The sequence below is a fragment of the Pseudomonas sp. EYE_354 genome (genome assembly GCF_023148575.1).
Lineage (GTDB): Bacteria > Pseudomonadota > Gammaproteobacteria > Pseudomonadales > Pseudomonadaceae > Aquipseudomonas.
Map to the genome: position 1 here is coordinate 103,026 of NZ_JAHXNQ010000006.1, position 26,628 is coordinate 129,653.

A 26,628-nucleotide genomic window follows, 5' to 3' on the forward strand; every position below is an offset into this window, starting at 1 on the left:
CGCCGGTGGTTACGGCTTACATGCGACGAGGCTCGCCCTCGGCAATTTTGCGCATCAGGCTGAGGTAGCGACTGGCCCCCAGCCCCAGAGGTCGGTTCTTTACCCAGATGATATCGACCCACAGCCGCATCTGACTGGGCATGTAGTCAAACACCACCTCCGTCAACGCGCCGGACGTGATGAGCGGTTGTACCAGCGGTTGCGGAAGATACGCCCAGCCCAATCCTTGCAGCACCAGATCCAGGGTCGCCAGGTAACTGTCGCTGAGCCAGATCCGCCGCGACAGGACAACGCGCGGGTCTGAGTCTGTCGGTCCTCCGGTCGCGACGATGATTTGCCGGACGTCCACCAGTTGTTCTTCACTTAACGGGCTTTTCTTGCCGGCGGCCGCGGGATGATCCGGGGCGGCAACGGCGACCAACAGCTGGCTTCCCGCCTCAAGAAAAGTCTCCCGCTCATCGAGTCCCGGTCGTTCGAATCCCAGCGCCAATTGCACCTGCCCTTCATGAAGCATGCGAATCGCCTCGGGATGGGAGGCCGAGCGAATCTCGATTTCAAGCGTGGGAAACTCTTTGGCGATAATGGCCAGTGGGCGACTCCAGGCGCCCGTTTGCAATTCCGGCGCCATCGCCAGGACCAGGCGCTCCTCCAAACCCTGGTGAAGCTGCAGGGCATGGGCGTCCAGCAAATTGATCTGACTCGCGACCTGACGTGCTTGAGGTTCAAGTGCTTTTGCGGCAGCCGTAGGAATGGCTTTGCGGGTTGATCGGTCGAACAGCAATAAATCCAGCTCTGCTTCAAGTTGCGAAACCGCCATGTTAATGGCCGAGGGGACCCGGCCCAGTTTTCGTGCCGCTGCAGAAAAGGAACCGCTGTCGATAACCGCAAGGAAAACTTTAAGTGACTCGCTGGTAAACGCCATGGTGGTTGTCAAATTTTCTGATGATGATCGTCTTTATTTATCAGGTTTATTAGCCTAATTTCCACTCCTATTACAAATTAAGTACGTGGGGAACACCATGTTAATGACTGATTTGAAGGGGCAGGTCGCACTTGTCAGTGGTGCCGGAAGTGAAGCAGGTATTGGTATGGCGATTGCGCGTAGGTTGGGGGCGGCAGGGGCGAGGTTGATCGTCACCGCCAGCAGTCAGCGCATCGTGGAACGGGTGGCAGAACTTCGCGCCCAAGGGTTCGAAGTTGAAGGCCGGCCAGTTGACCTGACCGATGAAGGTCAGGTGCGCGAATTCGGTGTGTGGGCAGAATCACTCTGGGGGCAGGTCGATATTCTGGTAAACAATGCGGGGATGGCCATGCAAGGAAGTCCGGAGCCTTTTTCGGCATTGGCCCAGATGGGTTTGCATGAGTGGAACCTTTCCATAGCAAGAAACCTGACGACAGCGTTTCTTCTAACCCGCACCGTGCTTCCCGGCATGCAGGCGCGACATTACGGGCGCATTGTCAATATCAGTTCCACCACCGGCACGCGGGGCAGCAACCCTGGCGAAGCCGCTTATAGCGCCGCCAAGGCCGCGATGGTGGGCATGAGCATGGGGCTTGCGCTTGAAGTCGCCAGGCAGGGGATCACCGTAAACAGCGTAGCGCCAGGCTGGATTGCCACCGCCTCAAGCTTACCCGAGGAAGCCGAAGCGGGGCGTTTCACCCCGATCGGGCGTGCAGGCAGCCCCCACGAAGTGGCGGCGGCGGTTGCCTTTCTGGCGTCGCCAGAATCCAGCTACATCACCGGCGAAGTGCTCGTGGTCGATGGCGGGAACTCGCGGGTCGAGAATAAAGCGCCTTAATCCTCAGGCGCCGATAGCAACAGTTACGTTTCAACTGTGGTCACGCGCATCGCCCGGCTCCAGCGTCAACGCCTGCGCGATTTCGAAAAACGTAAATGCGCGGGCAGTGTAAATAGTTAGAACAATCACCCAGGCGCCAAGTCGGCGGGACGGTACTTACGTGCCCGCCACAAACTGAGACGGCACGCATAGGCGGGCTATCTAAACGGCAACAACGTTACTTAATCTGATCATTAACCAAGGGTTTTAATCATGTCCAAGAGTGGAGTTTGTGAATCAGCCATTGCTGCCTTTGCCGCATCCGAACGTGCCCGGTTTATAGAAAACAACCAGGCTTCCATAGCGCTCGCCAAACGCGCCAGGGCGAATCTGTTCAACGGTGTGCCCATGCACTGGATGAGCGATTGGTCGATGCCTTCGCCGCTCTTCGTGCAGCGTGCCAAAGGCGCACGCTTCACCGATGTCGACGGTCATGAGTACATCGATTTTTGCCTGGGTGATACCGGCACGATGTTCGGCCACTCACCTGATCCCATCGCCCGCGCCATCGCCGAGCAGGCGAACAATGGCTTGACCACGATGCTGCCCGGCGAAGACGCGGTGGTCTGCGGCGAGTTGCTGGCTCAGCAATTTGGGCTGCCTTACTGGCAAGTGACCGCGAATGCCACAGACGCCAACCGTTATGTACTGCGCTGGGCGCGCGCCATCACCAAACGCAATGTCCTGCTGGTGTTCGACGGCTGCTATCACGGCACCGTGGATGACGTGATGGTGCGCTACCGCGACGGCAAGACAGTGCACCGTCCGGGTCTTGTGGGCCAGGCCTACGACTTGAGCCAGTACAGTCGATCCATCCCTTTTAACGATGTTGCCGCACTGGAGGCTGCTTTGGCCCAGGGCGATGTGTGCGCGCTGATGTGCGAACCGGCGATGACCAACATCGGCATGGTCCTGCCTGATCCTGGATTCATGCAAAAGTGCCGAGAATTGACCCGCCAATATGGCAGCCTGCTGGTGATTGATGAGACCCACACTATTTCCACCGGCCTGGGTGGGTGCACGCGCCAATGGGCGTTGGCACCCGACTTTTTCGTGGTGGGTAAACCCATCGCAGGGGGCATGCCTTGCGCGGTGTTTGGCGTGACCGAGGAAGTTGCTCAGGCCATGCGCGACGTGCAGATGAGCGCAGAGGGCGGCGGCCATGGACACAGCGGTATGGGCACAACGCTGTCCGCCAACTCGCTGGCGATGCGTTGCATGCGCGTCAGTCTTGAAGAGGTCATGACCGACGCGGCTTACCAGCACATGCTGTCCGTCGCCTCAAGACTGGCGCAGGGACTTCGAGGGCTATTCGAGCGCCACCAACTGAACTGGTCTGTCACCGAGTTGGGCGCACGGTGTGAGTTTCAATTCTGTGCCACACCGCCCAGAACCGGCGCGCAAGCCGAGGCGGCTTTCCATGACAGCCTTCAAATGGCGCTGCACCTCTACTTGATCAATCGCGGCATCCTGATCACGCCTTTTCACAACATGACCCTGTGCTGTCCGCAAACCAGCGTCGCAGATATCGACAGCCTGATCGGTGCGCTGGATGACGCGCTGACTACGCTGCTTGCCCTGCCGGGCGCGCGGGTTATGCCCTCATAGCCCAACGTTTGAAGAACCTATTTTTCTTACAAAGACTGCCAAGTCGCTTGAATGAGCGCGAAGAGGTTTGACATGCAATTTGCAGATAAAAAAGAGGCCGAAGACTATTTGGCCGCACACCCTGAAGTGCAGAGCATCGAGTTGTTTCTGCTCGATGCAAACGGTATTCCACGCGGCAAGTTACTGCATCGTGATGAGCTACTGGCGATCTACGAAAATGGTCGGCCGCTGCCAAGTTCCATTCTCGCCTTGACGGTGCAGGGTGAGGACGTAGACGACACTGGCCTGGTCTGGGATGTCGCAGACGCGGATTGCTGGACCTACCCTTTGCCGGGCAGCCTGACCCTGCAACCCTGGCGTACCCAGCCCACCGGCCAGGTACAGGTGAGCATGCACCCGACCCAAGGTATTCCCGCCGCACCGGCCGACCCGCGTCATGTACTGGTGCAGACCATCGAACGGCTTAAAGCCGATGGATTCCATCCGGTCATGGCCGTGGAGTTGGAGTTTTACCTGCTGGACCAACAGCGCGACGTCAACGGTCGACCGCAGCCGGCGCAGCAAACCAATGGTGTACGTCCGGTGGCTCCGCAGGTGTATGGCGTATACGAACTCGAACAGGTTCAACCGTTTCTTGATGACCTCTACGCAGCGTGCGCGCTGCAGGGGTTACCGGTGCGTACGGCGATCTCCGAGTATGCGCCGGGTCAGCTCGAATTGACGCTGGAGCATCGTTTTGACGCTCTTCAGGCCATCGATGAAGGCGTACGTTACAAACGCCTGGTCAAAGGCGTGGCTAACAAACACGGGATGCAAGCGTGTTTCATGGCCAAGCCATTCAGCGATCAGGCCGGCAGCGGTATGCATTTGCACGTCAGCCTGGCCGATGAGCAGGGCAACAACCTGTATGCGAGCGAAGACCCGCAGGGCACGCCGCTGTTGCGTCACTCCATTGGCGGGATGATGGACACTTTGTTTGACGCGCTGGCGATATTTTGCCCCCATGCCAACTCATATCGCAGGTTCCAGACCGGCAGCTACGCACCGTTGGCCAAGAGTTGGGGGGTTAACAACCGCACTGTATCGTTCCGCGTGCCTGGCGGCCCCGCGATAAGCCGGCACATCGAACACCGCATTTGCGGAGCCGATGCCAACCCCTATCTCGCCGCCGCCGCCGTACTGGCGGGTATTCACCACGGCATCACTCATCAAAGCGATCCCGGCGCGGCGATTGTGGGCAATGGCTATGAACAGGCGACTGAATTTCTACCCACCGACTGGCTCACCGCATTGCAGGCGCTGCAACGTTCAACCTGGGCACGTGAGGCGCTGGGCGCTGAATTCCTGAAGGTGTTTCTGGCGATCAAGTGGCGCGAGTTCCGCACGTTCAACGCTGAAGTCGGCGAGCAGGACTGGCGCTGGTACCTCACCCACGCATAAGGGGGCTGCGGGGCGATCATTGCAAGGCATCAGACGATACCGTCAATCACGATATGCCGTAGTCCACGACTGCACTGCTCAATCCGCGCCTCAACCTGGTAAACGCTGCGCAGCATCGTTTCGGTAATCACCTCGTGGCACGGCCCACTACCTTGCGTGGTGCCGTCTGCGATGACGAGTACCTGATCGGCGAAGCGCAGCGCCTGGTTCAGATCGTGGATGGCGATGAACACAATCACCTCGCGTTTTCGGGCCAGGCTGCGCATGAAGTTCAGTACTTGAACCTGGCGATGCATGTCGAGGGCGCTGGTCGGCTCGTCCATCAGCAGTATTTCCGGTTCGCGCACCAGGGTTTGGGCGATGGACACCAGCTGTTGCTGACCGCCGCTGAGTTCACCCAGGTTGCGAAAGGACAGGTTGGCGATGCCCAGCGCGGCGAGAATCTCGTCGACCAGTTCCAGTTCGTCATCATGCACGACCCATCCAGGGGTCAGTTGTTTGCGCGCCAGCAACACTGATTCATACACCGTCAACCGCGCACTGGCGTTCAGCCCCTGGGGCATATAACTGATGCCCGTCAGGCCTTTTTTTGAGTCCTGCAGGATCACCTGACCGGGGCCGTCGATCAGCCCGGCCATTCGTTTGAACAGCGTCGACTTGCCTGCCGCGTTGGGCCCGACCACGGCGACCACCTGACCGCCGAAAAACGCCGCGGTCGAGACATCACGCAGGATCTCGCGCTGGCCGTAGCGGGCACCCAGCGTCTCCAGTTGCAGCTTCACCATGAGTTTTTCTTCCCGCCGAGGATCAGAGATATGAAGAACGGCACGCCAATCAGCGAAGTGACCACGCCGATTGGAAATATCGCACCGGGGATCAGGGTTTTGCTGACCACGGAGCTGGCCGACAGAATCAACGAGCCGGTCAACAAGGAGGCAGGCAGGAAGAACCGCTGGTCCTCACCGATCAGCATGCGCGCGATGTGCGGACCCACCAGCCCGATGAAGCCGATCGTGCCGACAAATGCCACGGGAAACGAGGCCAGCAGACTGACCATGATCAGTGTCTGAAAGCGCAGGCTGCGTACGTTGATGCCGAAACTGGCGGCCTTGTCGTCGCCCAGGCGCAGGGCAGTCAGGGCCCAGGCGCGTTTGGCGAATATCGGCAGGGTGATCAGGATCACCAGACAGATAATCCCGAGCTTGGGCCACGTCGCTTTGGTCAGGCTGCCCATGGTCCAGAACACCACGGCGGCCACGGCTTGTTCGGTGGCGAAGAACTGCACCAGTGCCAGCAGCGCATTGAAGGTGAACACCAGCGCTATACCGAGCAACACGATGGTTTCGGCGGTGACGCCGCGACGCATGCTCAGAAAGTGGATCAGCAGCGCCGAGAGCATGGCCATGATGAACGCGTTCAGCGGCACCATAAATTGCGCCGCCAGCGGGAACAGCGCCACGCCGAACGCCAACCCCAACGCCGCGCCGAAGCTGGCGGCGGCGGAAATGCCCAAGGTGAACGGGCTGGCCAACGGGTTGTTGAGGATCGTCTGCATTTGCGCGCCGGCCAGCGACAACGCTGCGCCGACGGCAACCGCCATCAATGCCACGGGCAAGCGGATATCCCACATCACCACGCGCACCTGCGGTGAAGCGCTGTCCGGCGAAAACAGTGCGCCGAGCACTTCGCTGAGGCTGTAGCTCGCCGGCCCCAGCGCCAGGTCGAGCAGCACACTGCACATCAAGGCCGTAACCAGCCCGCAAAGAATCAGGCGTTTACGCAACACCAGGCGACGGTACGTCTCGCGCTGCATGACCACGGTGTCGGTCAATGAGCTCATGGCTTGACCTCGGGTTGGCGCAGGCTGACAAAGTAACCTGGCTCGTACGGCACCGGCAGGAAGCGCTCATGCAGTTCGCGAAATGACGCGTCAGGATCAAGGTCGGCAAACAGCTGCGGATGGAACCATTTGGCCAGTTGCTGAATCGCGACGAATTGGTAGGGACTGTTATAGAACTGATGCCAGATCGCGTGGAAGGCTTGAGTTTCCTGGGCCTGGATGCCGGCGTAGGCCGGACGCCCGGTGTACCACGCGAGTTTTTTCCGTGCTTGTGTCATGTCCGCGCCGGGACCGACGCCGACCCAGTGGCCGCCGGGGGCAAAAGCTTCCCAGTTGGCGGTGGTGACCACCACGTGCGCAGGGTTGGCAACGATGACCTGCTCGGGGTTCAACTGGCCGAACGTCGTCGTAATGATGCGGCGGGCAATGTTGTCGCCACCGGCCATTTCGACGAACAGGCCAAAGTTTTCATTGCCGAAACTCAGGCAGCAATCATCGGTATAGCCACCGATGCGCTCAATGAACACGCGGGGGCGGGGCGGGTGTTGTTTCTCGATGATGTCGGTGACGCGATGAATCTGCTGGTTACGAAAATCGATGAAGGCTTCGGCTCTTTGCTCCTTGCCGAACAGTTGGCCGAACAGGCGCATGGTCGGCTCGGTGTTCTGCATGGGATTGTTGCGAAAGTCGACGTACACCACCGGGATGCCCAGGGTGTCGAGCTTTTCGATGTAACGCGCATCTTCGGTGGCGTGCTGCGCCTCGATGTTGAGGATGATCACGTCAGGGCGCTGCGAGATGGCCTGCTCGATGTCAAAAGTCCCGTCCTCAAACCCGCCGAAGGTAGGGATCTTGGCAATGTCGGGGAATTTGCGCAGGTAGGCGTTGTAGGTGTCCGGGTCGGACTGGATCAGGTCCTTGCGCCAGCCGACGATGCGCTCGATGGGGTTTTGTGTGTCGAGGGCGGCAACCAGATACAACTGCCGGCCTTCACCGAGGATGACCCGTCTGACTGGCAGATGAACCTTGACCTTGCGACCCAAAAGATCGGTGACTTCGGTACGCGCCGCGTCTGTTTCGGTGGCGTGGGCACTGCGGGGCGCCAGCGCGGACAGGTTCAGCAGTGCTGCCAGTAACAGCGCAGTAAACGCGAGGCTGCGTCGATCAAAAATCACCATGGTCAAAGCCTTTGCAAAAGTCAGTTCGGTCAACGGTTCACACCGTCGTCCGCCTGAACGTTTCAGAAATCGACAGTCGCCGAGAGTAATAAGGTGCGCGGTGAACCTTGGGAGAACGCGCCATAAGAGGCGACGCCCGACCAGTATTTGTGGTCGAACACGTTCTGCACGGTGGCGCGGAACGTGGTCGGCCGTTCTTCGATGCGGGTGGTGTAGCGTGCGCCAACATCGAAACGGGTCCAGTCATCCAGTTTTTGCGTGTTGGCCTGGTCCACGTACTGGCTGCCGGTGTGGATAGCGCCACCGGTCAGCGTCAGTCCTTCGACCCACGTGGTATCCCATTCGGCCCACAGGTTGGCCTGTACGTCGGGTACGCCGACCGGTCTATTGCCACGGTTGGCGGCCACGCCGGTTTTGCTCAGTTCGGCATTGAGCAGGGTCACACCGCCGAGCACACGCGTGCCCGGCGTGACTTCGCCGAACACATTCAGCTCGAGCCCGCGATTGCGTTGTTCGCCCTGGACCGAAAAAACGCCGGAGGTCAGTTCGCCGCTGGGTTTGGTGATCTGAAACAGGCTGAGGGTGGCGGTGAAGGTGCCGTAGTCGGCCTTGACCCCCAGTTCATGCTGACGGGAAACGTAAGGGGCGAAAATCTCGCCGGGATTGGACGCGGTGGAGGGTGCGACGTCGCCCTTGCTCAGGCCTTCAATGTAGTTGTAGTAGAACGCAACGTGATCCCAGGGCTTGAGTACTGCGCCGAACAACGGTGTGGTTCGGCCGTCATCGTAGGACGTGGTAACGACGCCGGAGGCCGTGTAGTTGTTCGATTTGATGTTTTGTTTGCGCACACCGACGGTCATTTGTGCACGGTCATCCAGAATCGACAGCGTGTCAGCCAGCGCCACGCCGGTCAGTTCGCTGTCGGATACTTTTGGCGTGCCCGGCTCGGGGATGTAAGGCTTCGCGCGATCCACCGGGTGATAGATATTGGAAAGGATCGGCTCGCCGGAAATGATCCCGCGAGACAGCGTGTCGTGGTAACGGCTGACCTGCAACACCGCGCGATGATTGATCGGCCCGCTGTCGAAACGCAGGCGCGCCCCGGCGTCGACGGTGTAGCGCTTGACGTCGAACTTGTAGTAACCGGGGATCGACGAGGTGTCGCCGGCAGCGTTGGTGATGGTTGGGGTCTGGTCCGACATCCGCGCAACCTCCGATATGCCGCCGCCTGCGTGAGCGAACACGGTCAGGGCGTCGCTGAGGTCGTATTCGCCGCTGAGCAACGCTGATTTGTCGCGCGTTGTCGACCACCCCCACTCCTGACTGACATTGGTGCGACCGTTGGCGGCCGAGGGGATGTCCACGCCCGAAGCGATCAAAAACGGTCGTGAGGCAGCGTCGAAGCGTTCTTTCTGGTTGAGCCAATCAAAGGTAGTGCGCAGGCGTTCGCCCTGATAATCAAGGGAAATGGCGCCGATATCGACATGGCGCGACTGCGCGTCGATCACCGTATCTCCCAGTTGTGTGCTGCCGTTCAAGCGCACGCCGAAGCGGCGCTCTTCACCAAAGCGCCGACTGACGTCGAGGTGTCCACCGAGCTGCGAGTTCATGCCGTAACTGCTGGTAAAACGGGTCAGGTCTTCGTCGAGGGAACGCTTGGGCACGACGTTGATCACGCCGCCGACGGCATTGTTCGGTGACATTCCGTAGAGCAGGGCGCCCGGGCCTTTGATCAGTTCGATACGTTCGGCGTATTCGGTGAACACCCGGTAGTTGGGCGCCACACCGTACACGCCGTCGAATGCCAGTTCCCCCAAATTGCCTTCGCCGACGGGAAAGCCGCGAATAAAAAACGAGTCGACAATGCCGCCGGTCTGGCCGGTGGCGCGTACCGATGAATCGCGCTCCAGGACGTCGCCAACGGTAACGGCCTGTTGATCCTTGATCAGTGCCGAGGTGTAGGTGCTGACGCTGAATGGCGCGTCCATCACATCGGTATTGCCCAGAATGCCCAATCGTCCGCCATCGGCCACCTGGCCGCCGGCATAGACCTGTGGCAACGAATCGGCACGCTTTTCAACGCCGATGATCGCTGTCTCATCCAGTGTCACGCGGCGCGTCACCAGCGTGTAACTGCCGTCGCTGCGTAGCACCATGTCCAGGCCACTGCCTTCCAGCAAGCGATTGACCGCCGCCTGGGTAGAGAACTCGCCGACCAGCGCGGGGCTGGTCAGGCCTTCGGCCAACGAGGGCTGGAACGACAGGGCGATGCCGGCATCCACGGCGAAACTCGACAGCGTGGCACCGAGGGGCCCGGCGGGGATGTTGTAACTGCGGACCGCGACAGCGTCCAGTTGCACCGGCACGATGGCCAAGGCAAACGGGCAAATGGCACCGATAAGGACAAGGCTTAACAACGCACTGCGAACAACGGGCTTGAGCAGACGATCCGGGCGCAGCAGGCGTGCAGCGAGCATGGATGAGTGAGCCTATGAACAGGACGGAAAAGTGCTTCAACCTACAAGCCAGTCGAGATCAAAAAAAGTATCACCGGTCGGCAACTATTTTTTGACTCAGGCGGGCGAGAGCATGACCCAGTAGCCATTCAAATGGCCGCTGACGAGAATCGGATAGGTTTGCGCGAGCATGTTCAACGTGCGCTGGCTGTCGCTGATGGGGTACGCGCCGGAAATGCGCAGATCGGCCAGTGCCGGATCGAGGCGCACGAAGCCACGGCGGTAGCGCGTCAGTTCGGCGACGAAATCGGCCAGGCGCATGTTGTCTGCCATCAGCATGCCGTGGGTCCAGGCGCCGACGTAGCGGTCGGCGACGCTGAGCGGGCCAAAGGTATGGGCAGAAAAGTCAGTGCGTTGACCGGCATTGACGATCAGCGGTGTGCCTCGGCGATTCTGCGCAAGCTCGACTTTCACCGCGCCTTCCAGCACGACCAGGTGTGTACGAGGTTGCTGTTCTCGAACGGTAAACCGCGTGCCCAGCGCCTGCATGCGGCCCTGACGGGTGCTGACCAGAAAGGGGCGGGGCAGCGGTGAACGATCCGGTGCGGTTTGCACCAGGATTTCACCTTCGCGCAGGTGGATGAGGCGTTGGTTGGCGTCGAACAGCACGTCGACGGCGGTGTCCGTGTTCAGGGTGATTTTCGAGCCATCGGCCAGCGTCAGTTCGCGCTGTTGACCGACGGCCGTGTGGAAGTCGGCGGACCATTGCTGCGATTCAGCCAGTTTCCAGCTGCCCCAACCGGCCGGCAGGATCGCCAGGATCATCGCCAGTTTGCCCAGCGCCGCGCGCCGTTCCGGATTGCTGGGGCGATCGAGTGCCGACATGGCCAGTGACGGTGGCAAGCCGCCGAGTTTGGTTTGCAGCAACTGCGCACGCGACCAGGCCCTGCTGCGTTCGGGCGTACTGACTTTCCAGGCCTCCCATTCGGCACGTTCGGTGTCACTGAGTGCGCTTTCACTCATGCGGATCAACCAGTCCGCCGCTTCTTCCAGGGACTGGTGATCGGGGTTCGGTTCATTGCGCCGTGTGCGCATTCATTCCACCAGCAACAGGCACTGCACGAAGGCTTGCTTCATGTAGCGTTTGACGGTGATCAGCGAAACGCCCAATTGCTCGGCGATGTCGTCGTATTTAAGGCCACTGATCTGCGACAGCAGAAATGCGCGTTTGACCAGCGGTGGCAGGGCGTCGAGCATCGCGTCGATTTCGTGCAGCGTTTCCAGCACCATGAACCGCAGTTCCGGCGAGGGCGCTTGCTGCGCGGGCATGTGAGCGAGGGCATCAAGGTAGGCGCGCTCCAGTGCCTTACGCTGATACCAGTTGACCAGTATGCCTTTGGCCACACAGCTCAGGTACGCACGGGGTTGCTCGATAACGGTGACCTGGGAGGCGAGGATGCGGGTGAACGTATCCTGCGCCAGATCCGCCGCATCCATGGCGTTACCCAGTTTTTTTCTCAGCGTCGCATACAGCCAACCGTGATGGCCGCTGTACAGGGCTTCGATCGCGCGCAGGTGGTTGTCATTATTCGCGGGAAGGGTTTCGCTCATGGCTGCAAATATTCATGCAATTGAGAAGTATTCCCAATGCTAGTTTACAACCCTGCTGCGACGCAAGCGCCGATTGATCTGCTGGTCACTGCTGCGGCAGACGGCGCAGCGCAGCAATCATCGTGTCGATCTCCGCCTCGGTGTTGTAAGCATGCAGCGACGCGCGGCTGACCTCCAGCAAGTCCCTGTGCTGCATATCGAGCAGTGTTGAGCGGAACGTCGAGGTCGAGACGTTGATTCGCTTGTCCTGACTGGCCAGCCACTGCTGAACCTGCGCGACGCTGCCACCGCAATGAGTGAAGGTGACGATGCCGGATTTGACCGTCCCCAGGTCTTGCGGCGTCACGCCCGGGATATCGGCCAGTCGCTGGCGCAGATAATCCGCCAGATGCTGAATTCGCCGCCACATCGGTTCGATACCTTGGGCCAGTGCGTATTCCACCGCGGCCCCGAGGCCCAGTTTCGCGGCGACATTACATTCCCAGTTTTCGAAGCGCCGTGCGTCGGGGCGGATTGTGAAGGCGTGCGCGGTTTGCAAAGACGCCGCATGCAGGTCGAGAAACACGGGTTCCAGCTGCTGGCACAACGATCTTTCGACATACAAGAAACCCATTCCGCGCGGCCCACGCAAGTATTTGCGGCTGGTCGCGGTGAGCATATGGCAGCCGATCTTCTGCACGTCGATCGGCATCTGCCCGACGCCCTGGCAAGCATCGAGCAAAAACAGCACACCGGCCGCACGGGCGAGGGCGCCGATCTGTTCGATGGGCTGCACCGGCCCGCCGTTGGTGGCGATGACGGGCAGGGAGATCAGTGCAACGCGATCATCGTCGAGCATTCCCTTAAGCGCCGACAACGAGACCTGGCCGTGCTCATCGTTGGGGATGACACGAATCTCGATGCCGCGTTGCTGCTTCAGTTGCAGGTAAGGAATGTAGTTTCCGGCGTACTCGGTAGTCGACGTCAACACCACCTGGCCAGGTTTCAGCGGCAATGAGTAGAACGCCATGTCCCAGGCACGCGTTGCGTTTTCGATCACCGCGATTTCTTCGGGTTGCGCGTTGATCAGGCGTGCGATGGCGCCATAGACGGTATCTACTTGGGCCGATTGCTGCCCGGTCGCTTCATACCCGCCAAGATTCGCTTCAAGTTGAATGTGGCGGGTCATGGCGTCGATCACCGGCGCGGGCATCAGTGCCGCACCGGCGTTGTTGAAGTGGATCAGTTGCGCGACGGCGGGTGTGTCGGCACGCAGTTGTTCAACGTTCAAAAGCTAACTCCTTGGTCAATCCCCGGGCGGGGCTGCACTCGGTTGCATCACCGCAGGCCAGTAACGCAGCGCAACAATGGGAACCAGCGCCAGCACGTAGGCCAGGCAAACGAACAGGTAGGTGTACTGCAAACCGTAGACCTGGCTGAGCAGGCCACCGGCAGAGATCCCCGCGATCGAGGCAAACTGCGCGGTGCCCTGAGCGATTCCGAGCACATGGCCCTGCTGCGAGCTGTCGGCGGTTTTCGAGATCAGCGCCATCAACACCGGCGTGGTCGCCCCCAGTAATACGCCCCAGATAAAGTAGGCGATGACGAACACCATCGGATTACGCGTGGCGCCCGCCACGGCGGTGAGGACGATGCAGCCGATGACGACGTACGTCATGCGCTGCAAGGTGTCTTGCTGACCACGGTGTTCGAAATAACGCGACCATGCCGTGGCCGAAAGAATGAAGCCCAGCGCCAGCAGGCCGTAGCACAGGCCGACCACCGAATTGCTGACCTCGAACACCGAGCTGACGTACAGCGAGAATGAGGTCTGCGGCAGCATCCGCGCCAGCAACAGAATGCCCATCACGCCCAGCAGCGACAGCAACGGCGAACCTTGCCAGAGACGGCCGGAACGGCTGGCCGGCGCGGGTTTGTCTGCGGTTGCCGGTTTTTTCGCCGGGGGCACATCCGGCAAGGTCACGGCGGCGATCACGGTGCACACCGCACACAGCGCCGAGGCAATGAGGTTGATCCAGAAGAACGTCGCGTAATCGAGGATCAAACCACCGACGACCGCACCCAGCAGTGAGCCCACGTTGGTCGAGATTTGCAGGATGGCGAATAATCGTGCCCGTCGCGACGGCGCTTCAATGCTCACGCCATACGCCTGCGCCGGAGCGATGTACCCGGCGAACGCGCCTTGCAGGAAACGCAGGATCAGGATGACCCAGATATCAGTGAAGAGGGCCAGCCCAAGCTGGGTCAACGACAAGCCGGCGAGCGCGCGGATCATCATCAACTTATGGCCATAGCGATCACCGATACGGCCCCAGAATGCACTGGTCAGAATAATGCCCAGCATCGGCCCGACGTACACGGCGATGCTCGCGAAGCTGAAAACCGACTCCGAAGTCGTCAGCCCACGCAGGTGGACAGGCCAGAACGGCCCGCTCATTTCCATCGCGCCCATCGACACCAACTGGATCGCAAATAGAAGATAAATCAGGATTCGTACTCTTGAACCCTGGATGACACCTGCATGGGACATGAGTCAGCCTCGGTTAAACGCTGGCGAGCGGGTTGGACAGGGTGTGTTGCAAACGATAATTGCTGTACTGCATCAAGTGCATGCGCAACAACGAACGGGTCGGCCATGGGGCTTCGACGAACGCCTTGTGCTCGGTTTCCCATACGGCTGGCGAAACACGATCGCGCACGGCCTCGAAGGCGAGATCGGTTTCCTCGCGCAAGATTCGCCACAGCCGCGTGTTGTTCATGCCGTACTCCCGGGTCAGCCACAGCGCGATCTCATGCAGATGCGTGAGAAACGCCGCGTCCAGCAAAAACATACGCACCGGTTCAATATCACCGCAGAACACCGTCGGCAGGATACCCGGCTGGACATGCGGCTGCAGGCTGTAGCCACGTTGTTCCAGCCATGGCGCGTAGGTACGGCCATCGCCGAAATCGCGGATCAGCAGACTACGTGCTTTGCCGTCGGGGGAGAACAGCACCATGGTGTTTTGCTGATGGGCTTCCAGGCCGATGCCGTACATCAAATAGATCGCCACCACCGGGTGGGTGACCACTTTGGCGTACTCGCGGAACCAGTCCTCGACCTGCACGGCAGTGGCGCGCACGCCATCGCGCTCGATCAGGTCGGTGAACAACGGTCGCCCGCTACCGGGCAAACGCGTGAACAGCGAGGCCACGGTAATCGGCAGGCAGTCGTCATTGCGTTCGAACGCTGGCGCACTGGCGCGATAGACCACGGATAAATGACGGCCCGGATGATCGTCCTGGGTAACGGCGTTTTTGTAACGCACGCCGATTTCTTCCGGGAATATTTCCAGGCGTCGATCAAAACCGTTCTCTGCCTCGAGAATCTTGCTGATCAGTGTGCTGATGCGCGGGCCCATGTGTATCGACTTGGCCTGCAGGCTTCGCAGCTCGCTGGTCATCCATACGGCGATGGGTAATTTGATCAGCGGCGCACATTCGTCCAGCATCGGCATCATCGTGCGGTAGGACATGGTCGGCAGGGTTGGAATGTCCGGGCCGTCGGTGATCAGGATGCCTTCTTCGATTTCCGCCGCGAAGGTTTTCAACACATAGGCCTGCAAGTGCCAGGCGTGAATCGGCAGCGGCAGCCACTCTGTTTCGTCCAGGCCCTTGCGGTTGAGTGAGGCTTTCCATTGTTCCCATTGGCGCGCAAAGTTGCCGGCAAACCAGTCGTGGTAATTGGTCACGTGAGGCATGCTTTCACTTTTTGCATTGTCGGCGCGCAAGGCGGCGATGCGCAGCGGCACCTGCGCGTTGAACTCGGGCGAAAGTTGCTCCACTTCCTCATCGCTCAGCCCCGGCCGGGCTTTCCACGTCGGATAGTACGGATGGCCTTCCAGTGAACCCCACTGGTCGAGCAGGATTGCGGCGTCCTTGGTCTTGGCGTGTTGGCGCAGGTAGTCAGTGAAGCTGTTGAGTCCCTGGTCCTTGGCGGCCTGTTGCAGTAGGGCATTCCACTGTTGGCGATGCTGACGGGCGTGCGCGTCGTTGGTCAGGCTGTTTTCCATGTCGGATTTGAGCCCTGCCACGCCTTCGTCAGTCGGTTCGAAATCGAAGCTGTCGCGCAGCACATCCAGCATGTCCTGATGGCTGGTGATGGTGTGACGCACTCCTTCGTCGGTCACCAGCACCACGTCACCGTCATTGACCACCGTGTCAGCGGGGCCTTTGGCGATATCCGAAAACACCAGGTGGGCGCGGCCGCCCTTGAGCGGGAAAGTGGCCTGGTTGCCCTCGTGGGAAAAGCTCAGGGCCGAGCGGTCGAGGATGTTTTCCGCAAAAAGGCAACGCAGCAGGCGGCGCATGGCGTTTTTGCGGGAGTAGGCGATCAGTGTCTGCAAGTCATTCATATCAGCGGTCTGCTCGTCGAAATTGAGTAAAGAGATCAAGCGGCGGCGTTGGTCGTTTGTGGCCAATGGTCCGGGAAGTAATCGAGCGCCGAGTCACGCAGGCCGTGCATGTAAGCCACGCTCCACTGAAGGACTTCCTCGATGTACGGCACCTTGAGCTCGAAACGTTTGGCCATTTCCACCAGCAGCACCAGGCCGTAGGCGACGTCTTCATTGAAGGCGCGGCTCTCGCGCTCGATCACGTAACCGGCGCGGTTGCCGTCGGCCGGCACCATCGGCGCGAGGATGTCGTTGTAGGCCTGATTGGTGCGCAGGATCGACAACATGCTGCTCTGGTCGCGGATCTGCTCGCCGTAGGCCTCGACGATTTCCTCTTTCAGGGATTTCACCGAGGACAGGTCGATACCCAGTCGCTGGCTGATCACCGCGCACAACGCCTGACTTTCCTGATCCATGCGTTCGAGGAAGTAAGCGCCCAGTTCGGGACACTCGGTCCACCAGCACATGCGTTGCGGGAATATCTTGCGATGCCACTGGCCGTACGGCCCAATGAGGCCGTAGATCACCGAGCTGTGCATGATCGGGTTACCCGGCGTCAGGGTGATTTCCAGATAGTGGTCGAGCATCGTCACGCACGGGCCGTACAACCGCGTCAAAATGTCCTGCAGTTGCTGACTGCACGCCTGCGACTCGCGGGCATGGGTCGCCACATACAACTGGCTTTTACCGCCGCCCATTTTGATCGATCGCCCCGGTATCAGCTCGAACGCAGTATGCGGAACATCCTTCATGCCCCAGATCACGACATTCGGCCGATCGGGCAGGGTGGTTTCAGCCAACCAATCGAAACCACAAAATCCCGGAATCGCGCCCACGTAAACCGGTTTGCCCGTGCTCAGATGCGGTGCAATGGCCTTAAGCGTTTGCGGTCGGGCATGGGCGGGCACGGTGATGATGACGATGTCGGCGTCCTCGACCGCTGCTTTTGCATCGCTGGTTACCCGATCCAGCCGGGCACTCAGGGTTGAGCCATCGGGCAACAAGGCCTGCAGCGGCGTATGGCGGGCGTGCTGTTCGATGACTTCCGGATTATGGGTGTGCATCGAAACCTGAACATCCGGCAGTTGCTTGAACAGGACGGCGTTGAGGTGACCGGTCCTGCCGCCACCACAGATGGCGACTTTCAATAAATTCATCGAGAGGCGTTCCTGTGTGATGGGTAAGTCATGCGACGCTCAATTGCAGCGGTGCGCAAACGCCTTCCAGCCATTGGGTCTTGCCCAGCCATGCATCGAGTTGCGGTGCGATGCTCGGGTCGATCAGGTCGCGCTCCTGAAGCCATTTGTCGTCGAACACGGTGTGCAGGTATTTCTCGCCGCCGTCGGCAATCGGCACAACCACATTGCCGCTCAATACGCCTTTGTGGATCAGCTCCAGCGCCTTGAAAATCGCACCGCCGGTCGAGCCGCCCACCAGCAAGGCAAAGTTGCGCGCCATGTAGCGGGCCGTTTCGAACGCCTGAGAATCGGTGACCTGCACACCCAGATCGATGCAACTGTAGTCGAGCACCAGGCCGACGGTGTCGCCGGCCGGCGTACCGGTGCCGGATTGGTAGTAGGGGTAGCCGGGGAGGCCGAACACAATCGAACCGGCGGGCTCCACCGCAACGGTCAGCGTGTCCGGGTTGTGCACTTTCAGGCCGCGAGCTATGCCGGTCATCGAACCACCGGTGCCGACACAGCCAACGTAAGCGCCGATAAAACCTTCAGCCTGAGCGATGGTTTCGCGGACGAAATCACTGTAGCCGCCCGCGTTGGCGGCGTTGTCGGATTGGTTCATGAACACAGCCCCGGGGATCTCGGCCGCCAGTTCGGCGGCCATCCGCTGGCGTTCGACCACCGCCACTTCATCCTCGCGATACGTCCCCTTGACGAAACGAATGTCGGCGCCCAACGCCTTCATCACGGCGATTTTGTCTTGCGCTGCATGATGGTCGACCACGGCGATAAAGTGCAGGCCGAACTCGACCGCTGCCATGGCCAGGCCAATCCCGGTGTTGCCGGAGGACGACTCGACGACCACGCCGCCGTGTTTCAATCGACCGGACTTCAGCGCTGCGAGGACCATATTGCGCGCCATACGATCTTTGATGCTGCCGCCGGGATTGTTTTTTTCAATCTTCAACAACAAGCGGGTGTGGGTGTCCGGAATATCAATGCCCAACATCGGGGTATTGCCAATGAGGTCAGATACTTTAGTCAAGATCATTTCAATTGTTCCCTTTAGTAGTCAGGTGAAAACGCATAGTTACCTTCCGTACAACAGGTTGCCGTCAACCGACGGGGCAGGGGATGGCGATGAAACTCATTTTCCAGCAAGTCCATCTGATAACCGGCGGTATTAACGTAAATCAATAAGTCGCCGGCTTGAGGCGTCGTCGCAAAGTTGATCAGCCGATGCGTGATCACGTCATCGTCCAGGCAGCTATGGCCCGCTATATACGCGTGGGTTGGTGTGTTGGGCAGTTTGCTTGTGCTGATCAGTATCGGATCAATCAAGTATTCAGACGCAAACCAGGTCTCGCAGGCGCTGAAACTGCTGCCTTCGACAAAAATGACGGTTTTATTGTCGGCCAATTGTTTTGTACGGGTGATGCGGAATATTGAAATGGCCGCTTGGTCCACCAGGCTTCGGCCGGGTTCCAGTGCCAGTGTTATAGGCTGTCGGTTCAGATAATCAGCGATGGAAAGGCCAGATGAGTGCTCGGCCTCGAGTAATAATGACAGCCATTGTGGCGCGGTCAGGTCGCTGCCATAAGGATAATAAGCAGCGGGAATTTTCAAGTTGTAATAATGACTCGGGTTATTGTCGTCTTGCAGAAAGCGGGCATAGTCCCGAGGCTCGACATAACGAATCGGCAGGCCACCGCCAATATCGATCATCTGCGGATTCAAGCCCATTTCCCTGGCGGCCTCGACGAACCCGACGACCTCACGAAAGGCCTGTGCACGGGATTCGAATCCATAACCGCCGAGGTGAAAATGGAAACCCTCGAAGTGAAAAGACTTCGTGTATTTCGTCAACCGTTGTAGGCCTTCGAGCATGTCCTCTGCGCCCATTCCGAAGCGGCTTCTTGGACTGCACCTCGGTCTGTAGCGCAGTAAAACTCTGGCTTTGGCAAGGTTTGATTGTGCGTCGACCACGCTTTTTAGGTGATCAAGCTCTTCCAGCGAGTCCACGCAAATCAACGAAGCGGCGCTGATCAGTGCTTGATGAAATGCGGCCGTTTTGGCCGGTCCCGTGGCACAGATTTTTTCTGCCGGCGTGCCGGCTCGCAGCGCTGCATGCAGCTCGTGGATGCTCGACACGTCAACGCCGATCCCCGAACTTGCCGCTGCACTGAGCAGGCTTTGGGACTTATTAGCCTTGGCTCCGTAGAAGAGCGCATGCGCCACGCGGTGCTGTTTCAATACCGCCAGCAAGGCCGCTGTATTTAATTCAAACGCATGGGGCCAGACCAGGTTCAAGGGCGAGCCGTGCTGTTTGACCAACGCTTGAAGAGTGTCCGGAAAGTCATTGATGAAGGTGGAAATAAGGGGATCAATCAGCGGCTTTAACATCTGCGGATGATGAACTTTATTCCGTTGTTCGGCAGGCGCTGTGTTTGTTGAAGGCATAGTTAACCTCTGGCGCCGTAAATGACGTCACCCTTGATGTTTTAATAACTAAGCGTTATCGCTTCAGGCCGTTTTATTGCGCCTCAATCATGAGGATTTAAATATTTTGGCGGTGGATGCCAGCAGAAAACCGGGTAAAGCTGCGAAATGCTGGTCGTAATAAATGGTTCACAAAAGACGTGCATGAGAACCCCATTCCTTAATGGTTTTTACGGATGTATTAATTGGCCACTAGTTGATGGCCTATCCCGATTAAATACGCGTAACTGACATTCAAATGACATCATTGGCAGGTACTTCCCGAAGTCCGGATGACGTGCTTTGAACCGAGAATAGTTCCTCTTGGCGGCGTGAACAATATTGCGAACAGGAACGATTATCAAGTAAGGTTTTGAAATATTTTTGAATAACGACCTGCTCAAGGCGAACACATGAACGTGTATTAACACGCTCAAGGACGCGTTCGCCCCGAGATAAAAAACTGCCTTAATTCGTTGAACAATAAGGCGTTAGAGGCTGTTTCGAAAAACCCGTAGCAGCGTGCAGATCTGCCGCTGAAAGGCCCTGAAAACTTTCAGAAACCACGACTGGTTCACACCAAGGAGCAAGCCCATGCAATCCGATCGACTCAGCAGCCACATCCGCCACGCGATCAGCTACCTGTTCGTGCCGGGCAACCGTCCCGAGCGTTTTTCCAAAGCCGTCGAAGCAGGGCCCGACGCGGTCATCCTCGATCTCGAAGACGCCGTTCATCCGGACAGCAAAGCCGCCGCGCGCGCTGCCATTTGGGCCTGGCAAGAGGCGACGCCAAGCGCCGCCTGCGAGCGTTACATTCGCCTGAACAGCGCGAGCAGTTCGCTGTTTCGCCAGGACCTGACCTGGCTCAGCGACATGCGCTACCCAGAGCGCTGCAACGGGATTTTCCTGCCCAAGGCCGAGTGCCCCGAAGCGCTGGCACGGGTGGTCGAGCGCCTGCTGCAGTGGCAGCCGGAACTGAAGATCGTTGCCATCATCGAGACTGCCAAGGGCCTGCAACAGGTCGATTCGATTGCGTCGATTCAGGGCCTGGCCCGGCTGGCGTTCGGCTCATTGGATTTCTCGCTCGATATCAACTGCAGCCAGACTCCCGAGGCCTTTCTCTTTGCCCGCAACCGCATTGTGCTGGCTTCGCGCACGGCGGATTTGCCGTCTCCCATCGACGGGGTTACACCGGCAATCAGCGATCTGGCGACCGTCGTCAAAGACTCGCATTACGCACGCTCGCTGGGCTTCGGCGCCAAGCTGTGCATCCACCCCTCGCAACTGGTCTCGGTGCAGCGCGCGTTCCTGCCGGATTCGCGCCAATTGGCCTGGGCCGAACGGGTGATGAGTGCGGTGGCGACGGGCAGTCATGCGGTGCAAGTGGATGGCGAGATGGTCGACTTGCCGCTGATCGAGCACGCCCAGCGTTTGCTCGATGCAGCCAGCCGTTACGCACCGATTGTCCGCGCAGATGCCTGCTGAATCACCGCCAAATCAGGAGATCAACCATGGAAAACGGTTATCAGATTGCGCTGCGGCCGCTTTGCGAAGTGCTGCAGTCGGAGCAGGTCGACCCGGCTAACGTGACGATGCTGCGTGAGTCGATTATCCGGGCGGGGCAATGGCTGGAGCCGATCATCGTCGAGCGCTCGCGAGGCATCGTGATGGACGGCAATCACCGACTCAACGCGGCGTTGCAGTTGGGCTTGAAGCGAGTGCCGTGTATCCAGCTCGACTACACCGACCCACGGGTGTGTGTGCGGCATTGGCGGACTGGACAAGCTTTTGAAGTGGCGCGAATTTTCACCACGATCGCTCGCGGCGAGATGTTTGCGTACAAGACCACCCGACACGCTTTTGACCCAGCGTTGCCGGTGGTCGCGATACCGCTGGCAGACTTGTATGCCTAGCCTGGGCCGCACAGGAGTAAAAATACTGTTCAGCGAGTGATACTTTTTTGCGGGTCGACTGGCAATAGGAGTGATTACCATTTTCCCTTTATGAAAAGGATCCTCACGTCATGCCTGTTGTCACTCGTCCTTGCGGTGAGCGCGTGTTAACACTCGCCATTCGCGCCGCCATGTTGAATTTCGTTCTGGTCGCGGGGAGCGCCTGGGCCGCCGCCCCAGAGCAAGGCAGCGTTGCTGCCGACGAGACCTCGAACACTGCGGCCACACCGCAGACCGGTGACAGCACGGATGCGCTGACCCTCGACACGACCACCGTCAACGCCCGTTACAACGGCCCGACGGCATTGCCGGAAACCTTCGCCGGCGGCCAGGTAGCACGTGGCGCACGGCTGGGCATGATGGGCAACAAGGATGTGATGGACACGCCGTTCAGTGTCACCAGTTACACCGCCAAGACCCTTGCCGACCTGCAAACCGTGACCGTAGCCGACGCGCTGCAGCGTGATCCTTCGGTGCGCTCCACCGGCCAGACGGGCGGGATCGTCGACTCGTTTTTCATCCGAGGCTTCCCGATCGGTGAAGGCAACCTCGGCGAACTGGCGTTCGATGGCGTGTATGGCGTTGCCCCGAACTACCGGGTGTTCACCGAGTACGCCGAACGTGTTGAAGTGCTCAAGGGGCCGGGCGCGTTGATGTACGGCATTTCGCCCAACAGTGGCGTCGGGGGCGTCATCAACATCGTTCCCAAACGCCCTCTGGATGAAGACCTGACCCGCTTTACCGGCAGTTACGCCTCGGACTCTCAGGTCGGCGGCCATTTGGATCTGAGTCGGCGCTTCGGCGAGGAAAATCAGTTTGGCGTGCGCTTCAACGGTAACTTGCAGGGCGGCGATACCGCCATTGATGATCAACATCGAGACCTGGGTATCGGTGCGATTGCCCTCGATTATCGCGGCGAACGCTTACGCTTGAACCTGGATTACATCAGTCAGAAAGAAAGCTTCGACGCAGCGTCGCGACCATTCACCGTCGCGCCGGGTGTAGAGGTGCCGTCCGCACCGAATGGACGCACCAACCTGCCGCAGGACTGGGGCTGGTCCGACACCAAGGAGCAGTCTGCCTTGCTTGGGGGCGAATATGATCTGACTGACACGGTCACGGTATTTGCCCATGCCGGCGGCGGCAAATCGGACGTCAAGCGCATGTCCGATCAAGTGCCCAAAATCCTCAATGCGGCTGGTGATACCAGCAACACACCGGGTTACTACAAATTCAACGTCGATCGCTCGACAGCGGATGTCGGCATGCGCGGCGTGTTCGCGACAGGGCCGATCACCCACACGACCACGCTGATGGCGACCCAGTACCAGGATGAACTGTCCCGAGGCATCAACAACGGCACTGAAGTTCTTTCGAACATCTATCACCCGGTCGATGCGCCCAAGCAATCCATCAATTCGCCGAAGGTGCTGCGCATTTCCGAATCCGACCTGTCCGGTGTCGCGCTGACTGACACCTTATCCATGCTGGATGACCGCTTTCAGTTGACCCTCGGTATCCGTCGCCAGGACATTGAGTCACGCAACTACAACGCCGCAGGATCGGTCAGCTCGAAATACAACGCCAGTGCCACGACTCCACTGGTCGGCGTGGTGGTCAAGCCTTGGGAAGATGTCTCGCTCTATTACAACTATGTAGAAGGCTTGAGCAAAGGTGACACCGCGCCAGGCACGGCGGCCAACGCCGGCGAGACGTTTTCCCCGTACGAATCGAAGCAGCATGAACTGGGCGTTAAATATGAACACGGTACGTTCATGACCACGCTGGCGTTGTTCCAGATCGAGAAGCCAAGCGGTGAAACCGGCGCCGGAAACATCTTCTCGGTGCAGGCCGAACAACGCAACCGGGGCGTTGAGTTGAGCATGTTCGGCGAAGTCGCGCCGGGTACGCGCTTGATGGGTGGCGTGACCCTGCTCGACGGCAAGTTGACCGATTCGGCAACGGCGGCCAACCGTGGCAACAAACCGGTGGGTGTGCCGGACGTGCAAGCCAACCTCTGGGCCGAATGGGATACCCCATGGCTCGAAGGCTTCACCCTGACCGGTGGCGCCATTTACACCGACAGCCAATACGTCAATCAGGCCAATACGCAGTCGCTGGATTCCTGGACCCGCTTCGATGCCGGCGCGCGTTACGCCACCAAGATCGAAGGCCGGCCGACCACATTCCGCGCCACCGTGCAGAACGTGTTTGATCGTGAGTACTGGTCGGGCGTTGCTTCGTACGGCGCATTCTCTCCTGGCTCCCCACGGACCTTGCAGTTGTCGGCCAGCGTCGACTTCTGATGACGACAGGAGGGGTTGCTACAGCCGATGTAGCGACCCCACCTGAATAGTTCGAAGGGGGTATTCGCATGTTGAACAACTCAGGCTCAGCGGCCGCAAACGCACCGTCACCGTTACTGACGGCGACCGATCAGTTGGCGTTCATAGGTGATCGCAGCCCCAATCAAAGCATCCGTCGATTGCTGCATTTATATGGGTTGCGTGCCAGTCTGCTGCGTTTCAAAGTCCTCAGTGCACTGGTCGCCGCCAGGCTGGACGGGCGTGGCGTTTACGCCAGTGAGGTGCATGCCTGTCTGGTATCGCTGTCGGCCGGAATGACGTTCGTCAGCGTACGCGAAGTACTAAAACGCCTGGGCGAGGAGGGAGTGATCCTGCTTCAGGCCGGTAAGGGCTACCGGATCACCGATGAAGCCTGGGCGAAGCTGAAGCAACCGATGGAGGGCTGAAAGGTGTTTTTGAGTATTGGCCTCTTTGTCCGAAGAGGCCTGTCGACATGAGTGCTGCGCTATTCCCGTACTCGTCAGAAAAAGTGCCGTTTAATTTCAGCATTAGATCCGTCTTCTGGAAACCGATAGCGTACGCATCGGCAGGCCACCCCTGGCATCAGTAGCGAATCATCACCGACTTCAGCTCGGTGTAATCATCAATGAAGGCACTGCCGAACTCGCGGCCTACCCCCGAGCTTTTTTTGCCGCCAAACGGCACCGCCGGGTCCAGCATCGTGTGCATGTTCACCCACACCGTGCCAGCCTCGATGGCGGACACCATGCGCAGGGCCTTGCCCAGGTCGTTGGTCCAGAGACTGGCGCTCAAGCCGAAGGGTGTGTTGTTCATCAAGGCCAGCAGTTCTTCTTCGCTGTCATACGGCAAAAACGTGGCAATGGGGCCGAAGGTCTCTTCGTTGAGCAGGGTGTCGTTGACACTGTTGGCGAGGATGATCGTCGGCTCGACGTAGCAGCCGGGACGGTCGATCAGGTTGCCACCGTGAATGATGGTGTTGTTTTCAGCGCGGGCCTTGGAGAAAAACTCGCCGAGTTTGAGTTGGTGCTGGCGGTTGGTGACCGGGCCGAATTCGGTGCGCTCATCCAGGGGCGAGCCGATGTTCAGCGTGCTCAGGCGCTGGGCCAGTTTGTCCATGACCGCCGCGATCTGCGAACGATGCACGAAGAAGCGTTCGGCAGCGGCGCAGATTTGCCCGGAGTGTAAAAAGCCCGCTTCGATGATGCCGTTGACGGCCTTGTCCAGGTCCACATCGCGCAGGAACCCGGCCGCGTTTTTCCCGCCCAGCTCAAGGGTGGCTCGGGTCAGCCCGGCGCCCATGGCACTCTGGCCCACCGCAATGCCGGTCGGCACGGAGCCGGTGAACGACACCTTGTCGGTGCCGGGGTGTTCGATCAGGCCTTTGCCGACGCTGCCGCCGCCGGTCAAGACGTTCAGCGCACCGGCGGGAAGGCCGGCGTCAATCGCCAGTTCGGCGATGCGCAGGATGGTCAGTGGCGTGAACTCGCTGGGCTTGATGATGATGCTGCAACCGGTCACCAGCGCCGAAGCGAGTTTCCAGATGGCGATCATTGTCGAGAAATTCCACGGCACGATGCCGACCACCACCCCGACCGGCTCGCGCAGGGTGAACGCGGTGTAGCGCTCGCCAGCGAAGGAGGGCAGCGAGGGGGTGATGGTCTGGCCGCTGATTTTGGTGGCCCAGCCGGCGTAGTAACGCAGGAAGTGCGCGGCCTGGTCGACTTCGAAGGCGCGGGAAATCTGGATGATCTTGCCCGACTGGCAGGTTTCGATCTGCGCCAGTTCTTCGCGGTGTTGCTCCAGCAGGTCGGCCAGCTTGAGCAGTACGTTGCCGCGCACCGCCGGTGCGACCTGCGACCACTGTTTGAAGCCGCGGCTCGCAGACGCCACGGCCGCGTCGATGTCGGCCGGGTCAGCGTCGGCGACGCCGGCGATGACCTGGCCGGTCGCCGGGTTGATCACCTCCAAGCGCTGGCCGGAATGGCTCTCGACGTAGCCACCGTCGATGAACAATGCGTGGTGTCGACGGAGGAAGGCTTCAACCTGGGGCAGCAGTGGGATATCGCTCATGGGGAGGATCCTGGTGGCAGACATTTAAAAGCCTGAGGTTAATCCCCGTGGCCGGAACGGGCTTGACTGTGGCTGCCGAGCGGCATGTCTGTGGCTGCCAGCGCCGGTGCATGGAGGACCCGCCTGAGCCTTTGAAAAGTACAATCTTGACTCTGGAAGGTGCATGTTCTGGCAGCAAGGCGCGCTCCATACTGGCCCTGCATCCGGCGCCATGCCTCG

The 26,628-nt window shown here is 59.5% G+C and carries 21 protein-coding genes; 7 read left to right on the forward strand and 14 right to left on the reverse strand.

Annotated features, from left to right (window positions below; genetic code table 11):
• Positions 1-16: 16 nt before the first annotated feature.
• Positions 17-922, reverse strand: coding sequence for a LysR family transcriptional regulator (locus KZX66_RS10280; RefSeq protein ID WP_248078989.1), 906 nt, complete (start codon positions 920-922; stop codon positions 17-19).
• Between the two features lie 103 nt (positions 923-1,025).
• Here KZX66_RS10280 and KZX66_RS10285 point away from each other — a divergent pair, with 103 nt between their 5' ends.
• The 3 genes from KZX66_RS10285 (at position 1,026) to KZX66_RS10295 (ending at position 4,886) form a co-directional block, all read left to right on the forward strand.
• Complete coding sequence (locus KZX66_RS10285) at positions 1,026-1,799, forward strand: SDR family NAD(P)-dependent oxidoreductase (RefSeq protein ID WP_248078992.1); 774 nt, start codon at positions 1,026-1,028, stop codon at positions 1,797-1,799.
• 252 nt (positions 1,800-2,051) lie between these two features.
• Positions 2,052-3,446: an aspartate aminotransferase family protein gene (locus KZX66_RS10290; RefSeq protein ID WP_248078995.1), complete on the forward strand. Its 1,395-nt coding sequence runs from the start codon at positions 2,052-2,054 to the stop codon at positions 3,444-3,446.
• Between the two features lie 72 nt (positions 3,447-3,518).
• Positions 3,519-4,886, forward strand: a complete 1,368-nt coding sequence (locus tag KZX66_RS10295; RefSeq protein ID WP_248078998.1) for a glutamine synthetase family protein — start codon at positions 3,519-3,521, stop codon at positions 4,884-4,886.
• Positions 4,887-4,915: 29 nt separating this feature from the next.
• Here KZX66_RS10295 and KZX66_RS10300 read toward each other — a convergent pair whose 3' ends face one another.
• The 12 genes from KZX66_RS10300 to KZX66_RS10355 all read right to left on the reverse strand — a co-directional run bounded on the left by KZX66_RS10300 (position 4,916) and on the right by KZX66_RS10355 (position 20,042).
• Positions 4,916-5,671, reverse strand: coding sequence for an ABC transporter ATP-binding protein (locus KZX66_RS10300; protein WP_248079001.1), 756 nt, complete (start codon positions 5,669-5,671; stop codon positions 4,916-4,918).
• Positions 5,665-6,726 (reverse strand): iron ABC transporter permease, encoded by a 1,062-nt coding sequence (locus tag KZX66_RS10305; RefSeq protein ID WP_248079004.1) that lies wholly within the window; start codon positions 6,724-6,726, stop codon positions 5,665-5,667. Before KZX66_RS10305 ends, KZX66_RS10300 begins: the two co-directional genes overlap by 7 nt.
• On the reverse strand, positions 6,723-7,904 hold the full coding sequence (locus KZX66_RS10310) for an ABC transporter substrate-binding protein (RefSeq protein WP_248079359.1): 1,182 nt from the start codon (positions 7,902-7,904) through the stop codon (positions 6,723-6,725). The genes KZX66_RS10305 and KZX66_RS10310 overlap by 4 nt, the downstream gene beginning before the upstream one ends.
• Before the next feature lie 62 nt (positions 7,905-7,966).
• Entirely contained in the window at positions 7,967-10,381 is a 2,415-nt protein-coding gene (locus KZX66_RS10315) for a TonB-dependent receptor (protein ID WP_248079007.1), read from the reverse strand.
• A gap of 96 nt (positions 10,382-10,477) precedes the next feature.
• Positions 10,478-11,455 (reverse strand): FecR domain-containing protein, encoded by a 978-nt coding sequence (locus tag KZX66_RS10320; protein ID WP_248079009.1) that lies wholly within the window; start codon positions 11,453-11,455, stop codon positions 10,478-10,480.
• Positions 11,456-11,971 (reverse strand): sigma-70 family RNA polymerase sigma factor, encoded by a 516-nt coding sequence (locus KZX66_RS10325; protein WP_248079011.1) that lies wholly within the window; start codon positions 11,969-11,971, stop codon positions 11,456-11,458.
• Positions 11,972-12,056: 85 nt separating this feature from the next.
• The gene (locus KZX66_RS10330) at positions 12,057-13,241 is read right to left on the reverse strand and encodes an aminotransferase class V-fold PLP-dependent enzyme (RefSeq protein WP_248079012.1); all 1,185 of its coding nucleotides are present in this window, start codon (positions 13,239-13,241) and stop codon (positions 12,057-12,059) included.
• Positions 13,242-13,256: 15 nt separating this feature from the next.
• Positions 13,257-14,501, reverse strand: coding sequence for an MFS transporter (locus KZX66_RS10335; protein WP_248079014.1), 1,245 nt, complete (start codon positions 14,499-14,501; stop codon positions 13,257-13,259).
• A 13-nt stretch (positions 14,502-14,514) separates the two neighbouring features.
• Complete coding sequence (locus tag KZX66_RS10340) at positions 14,515-16,365, reverse strand: IucA/IucC family protein (protein WP_248079015.1); 1,851 nt, start codon at positions 16,363-16,365, stop codon at positions 14,515-14,517.
• A gap of 35 nt (positions 16,366-16,400) precedes the next feature.
• Entirely contained in the window at positions 16,401-17,561 is a 1,161-nt protein-coding gene (locus tag KZX66_RS10345; RefSeq protein WP_248079017.1) for an NAD/NADP-dependent octopine/nopaline dehydrogenase family protein, read from the reverse strand.
• Positions 17,562-17,589: 28 nt separating this feature from the next.
• Entirely contained in the window at positions 17,590-18,633 is a 1,044-nt protein-coding gene (locus KZX66_RS10350) for a cysteine synthase family protein (protein WP_248079020.1), read from the reverse strand.
• Positions 18,634-18,647: 14 nt separating this feature from the next.
• Positions 18,648-20,042: a Y4yA family PLP-dependent enzyme gene (locus tag KZX66_RS10355; RefSeq protein ID WP_248079023.1), complete on the reverse strand. Its 1,395-nt coding sequence runs from the start codon at positions 20,040-20,042 to the stop codon at positions 18,648-18,650.
• A gap of 612 nt (positions 20,043-20,654) precedes the next feature.
• Between KZX66_RS10355 and KZX66_RS10360 the strand changes: the two genes are divergently transcribed.
• From KZX66_RS10360 to KZX66_RS10375, 4 genes are all read left to right on the forward strand, one after another.
• On the forward strand, positions 20,655-21,545 hold the full coding sequence (locus KZX66_RS10360) for a CoA ester lyase (RefSeq protein ID WP_248079025.1): 891 nt from the start codon (positions 20,655-20,657) through the stop codon (positions 21,543-21,545).
• Between the two features lie 26 nt (positions 21,546-21,571).
• Entirely contained in the window at positions 21,572-21,973 is a 402-nt protein-coding gene (locus tag KZX66_RS10365) for a ParB N-terminal domain-containing protein (protein WP_248079028.1), read from the forward strand.
• Between the two features lie 110 nt (positions 21,974-22,083).
• Positions 22,084-24,318 carry a TonB-dependent siderophore receptor gene (locus tag KZX66_RS10370; RefSeq protein ID WP_248079031.1) on the forward strand — a complete coding sequence of 745 codons (2,235 nt, stop codon included), beginning with the start codon at positions 22,084-22,086 and terminating at the stop codon, positions 24,316-24,318.
• Positions 24,319-24,386: 68 nt separating this feature from the next.
• Entirely contained in the window at positions 24,387-24,764 is a 378-nt protein-coding gene (locus KZX66_RS10375; protein WP_248079034.1) for a fe2+ zn2+ uptake regulation protein, read from the forward strand.
• A 157-nt stretch (positions 24,765-24,921) separates the two neighbouring features.
• On the opposite strand, the gene KZX66_RS10380 is transcribed toward KZX66_RS10375, so the two are convergent.
• The gene (locus tag KZX66_RS10380; RefSeq protein ID WP_248079035.1) at positions 24,922-26,409 is read right to left on the reverse strand and encodes an aldehyde dehydrogenase family protein; all 1,488 of its coding nucleotides are present in this window, start codon (positions 26,407-26,409) and stop codon (positions 24,922-24,924) included.
• Positions 26,410-26,628 lie beyond the last annotated feature (219 nt).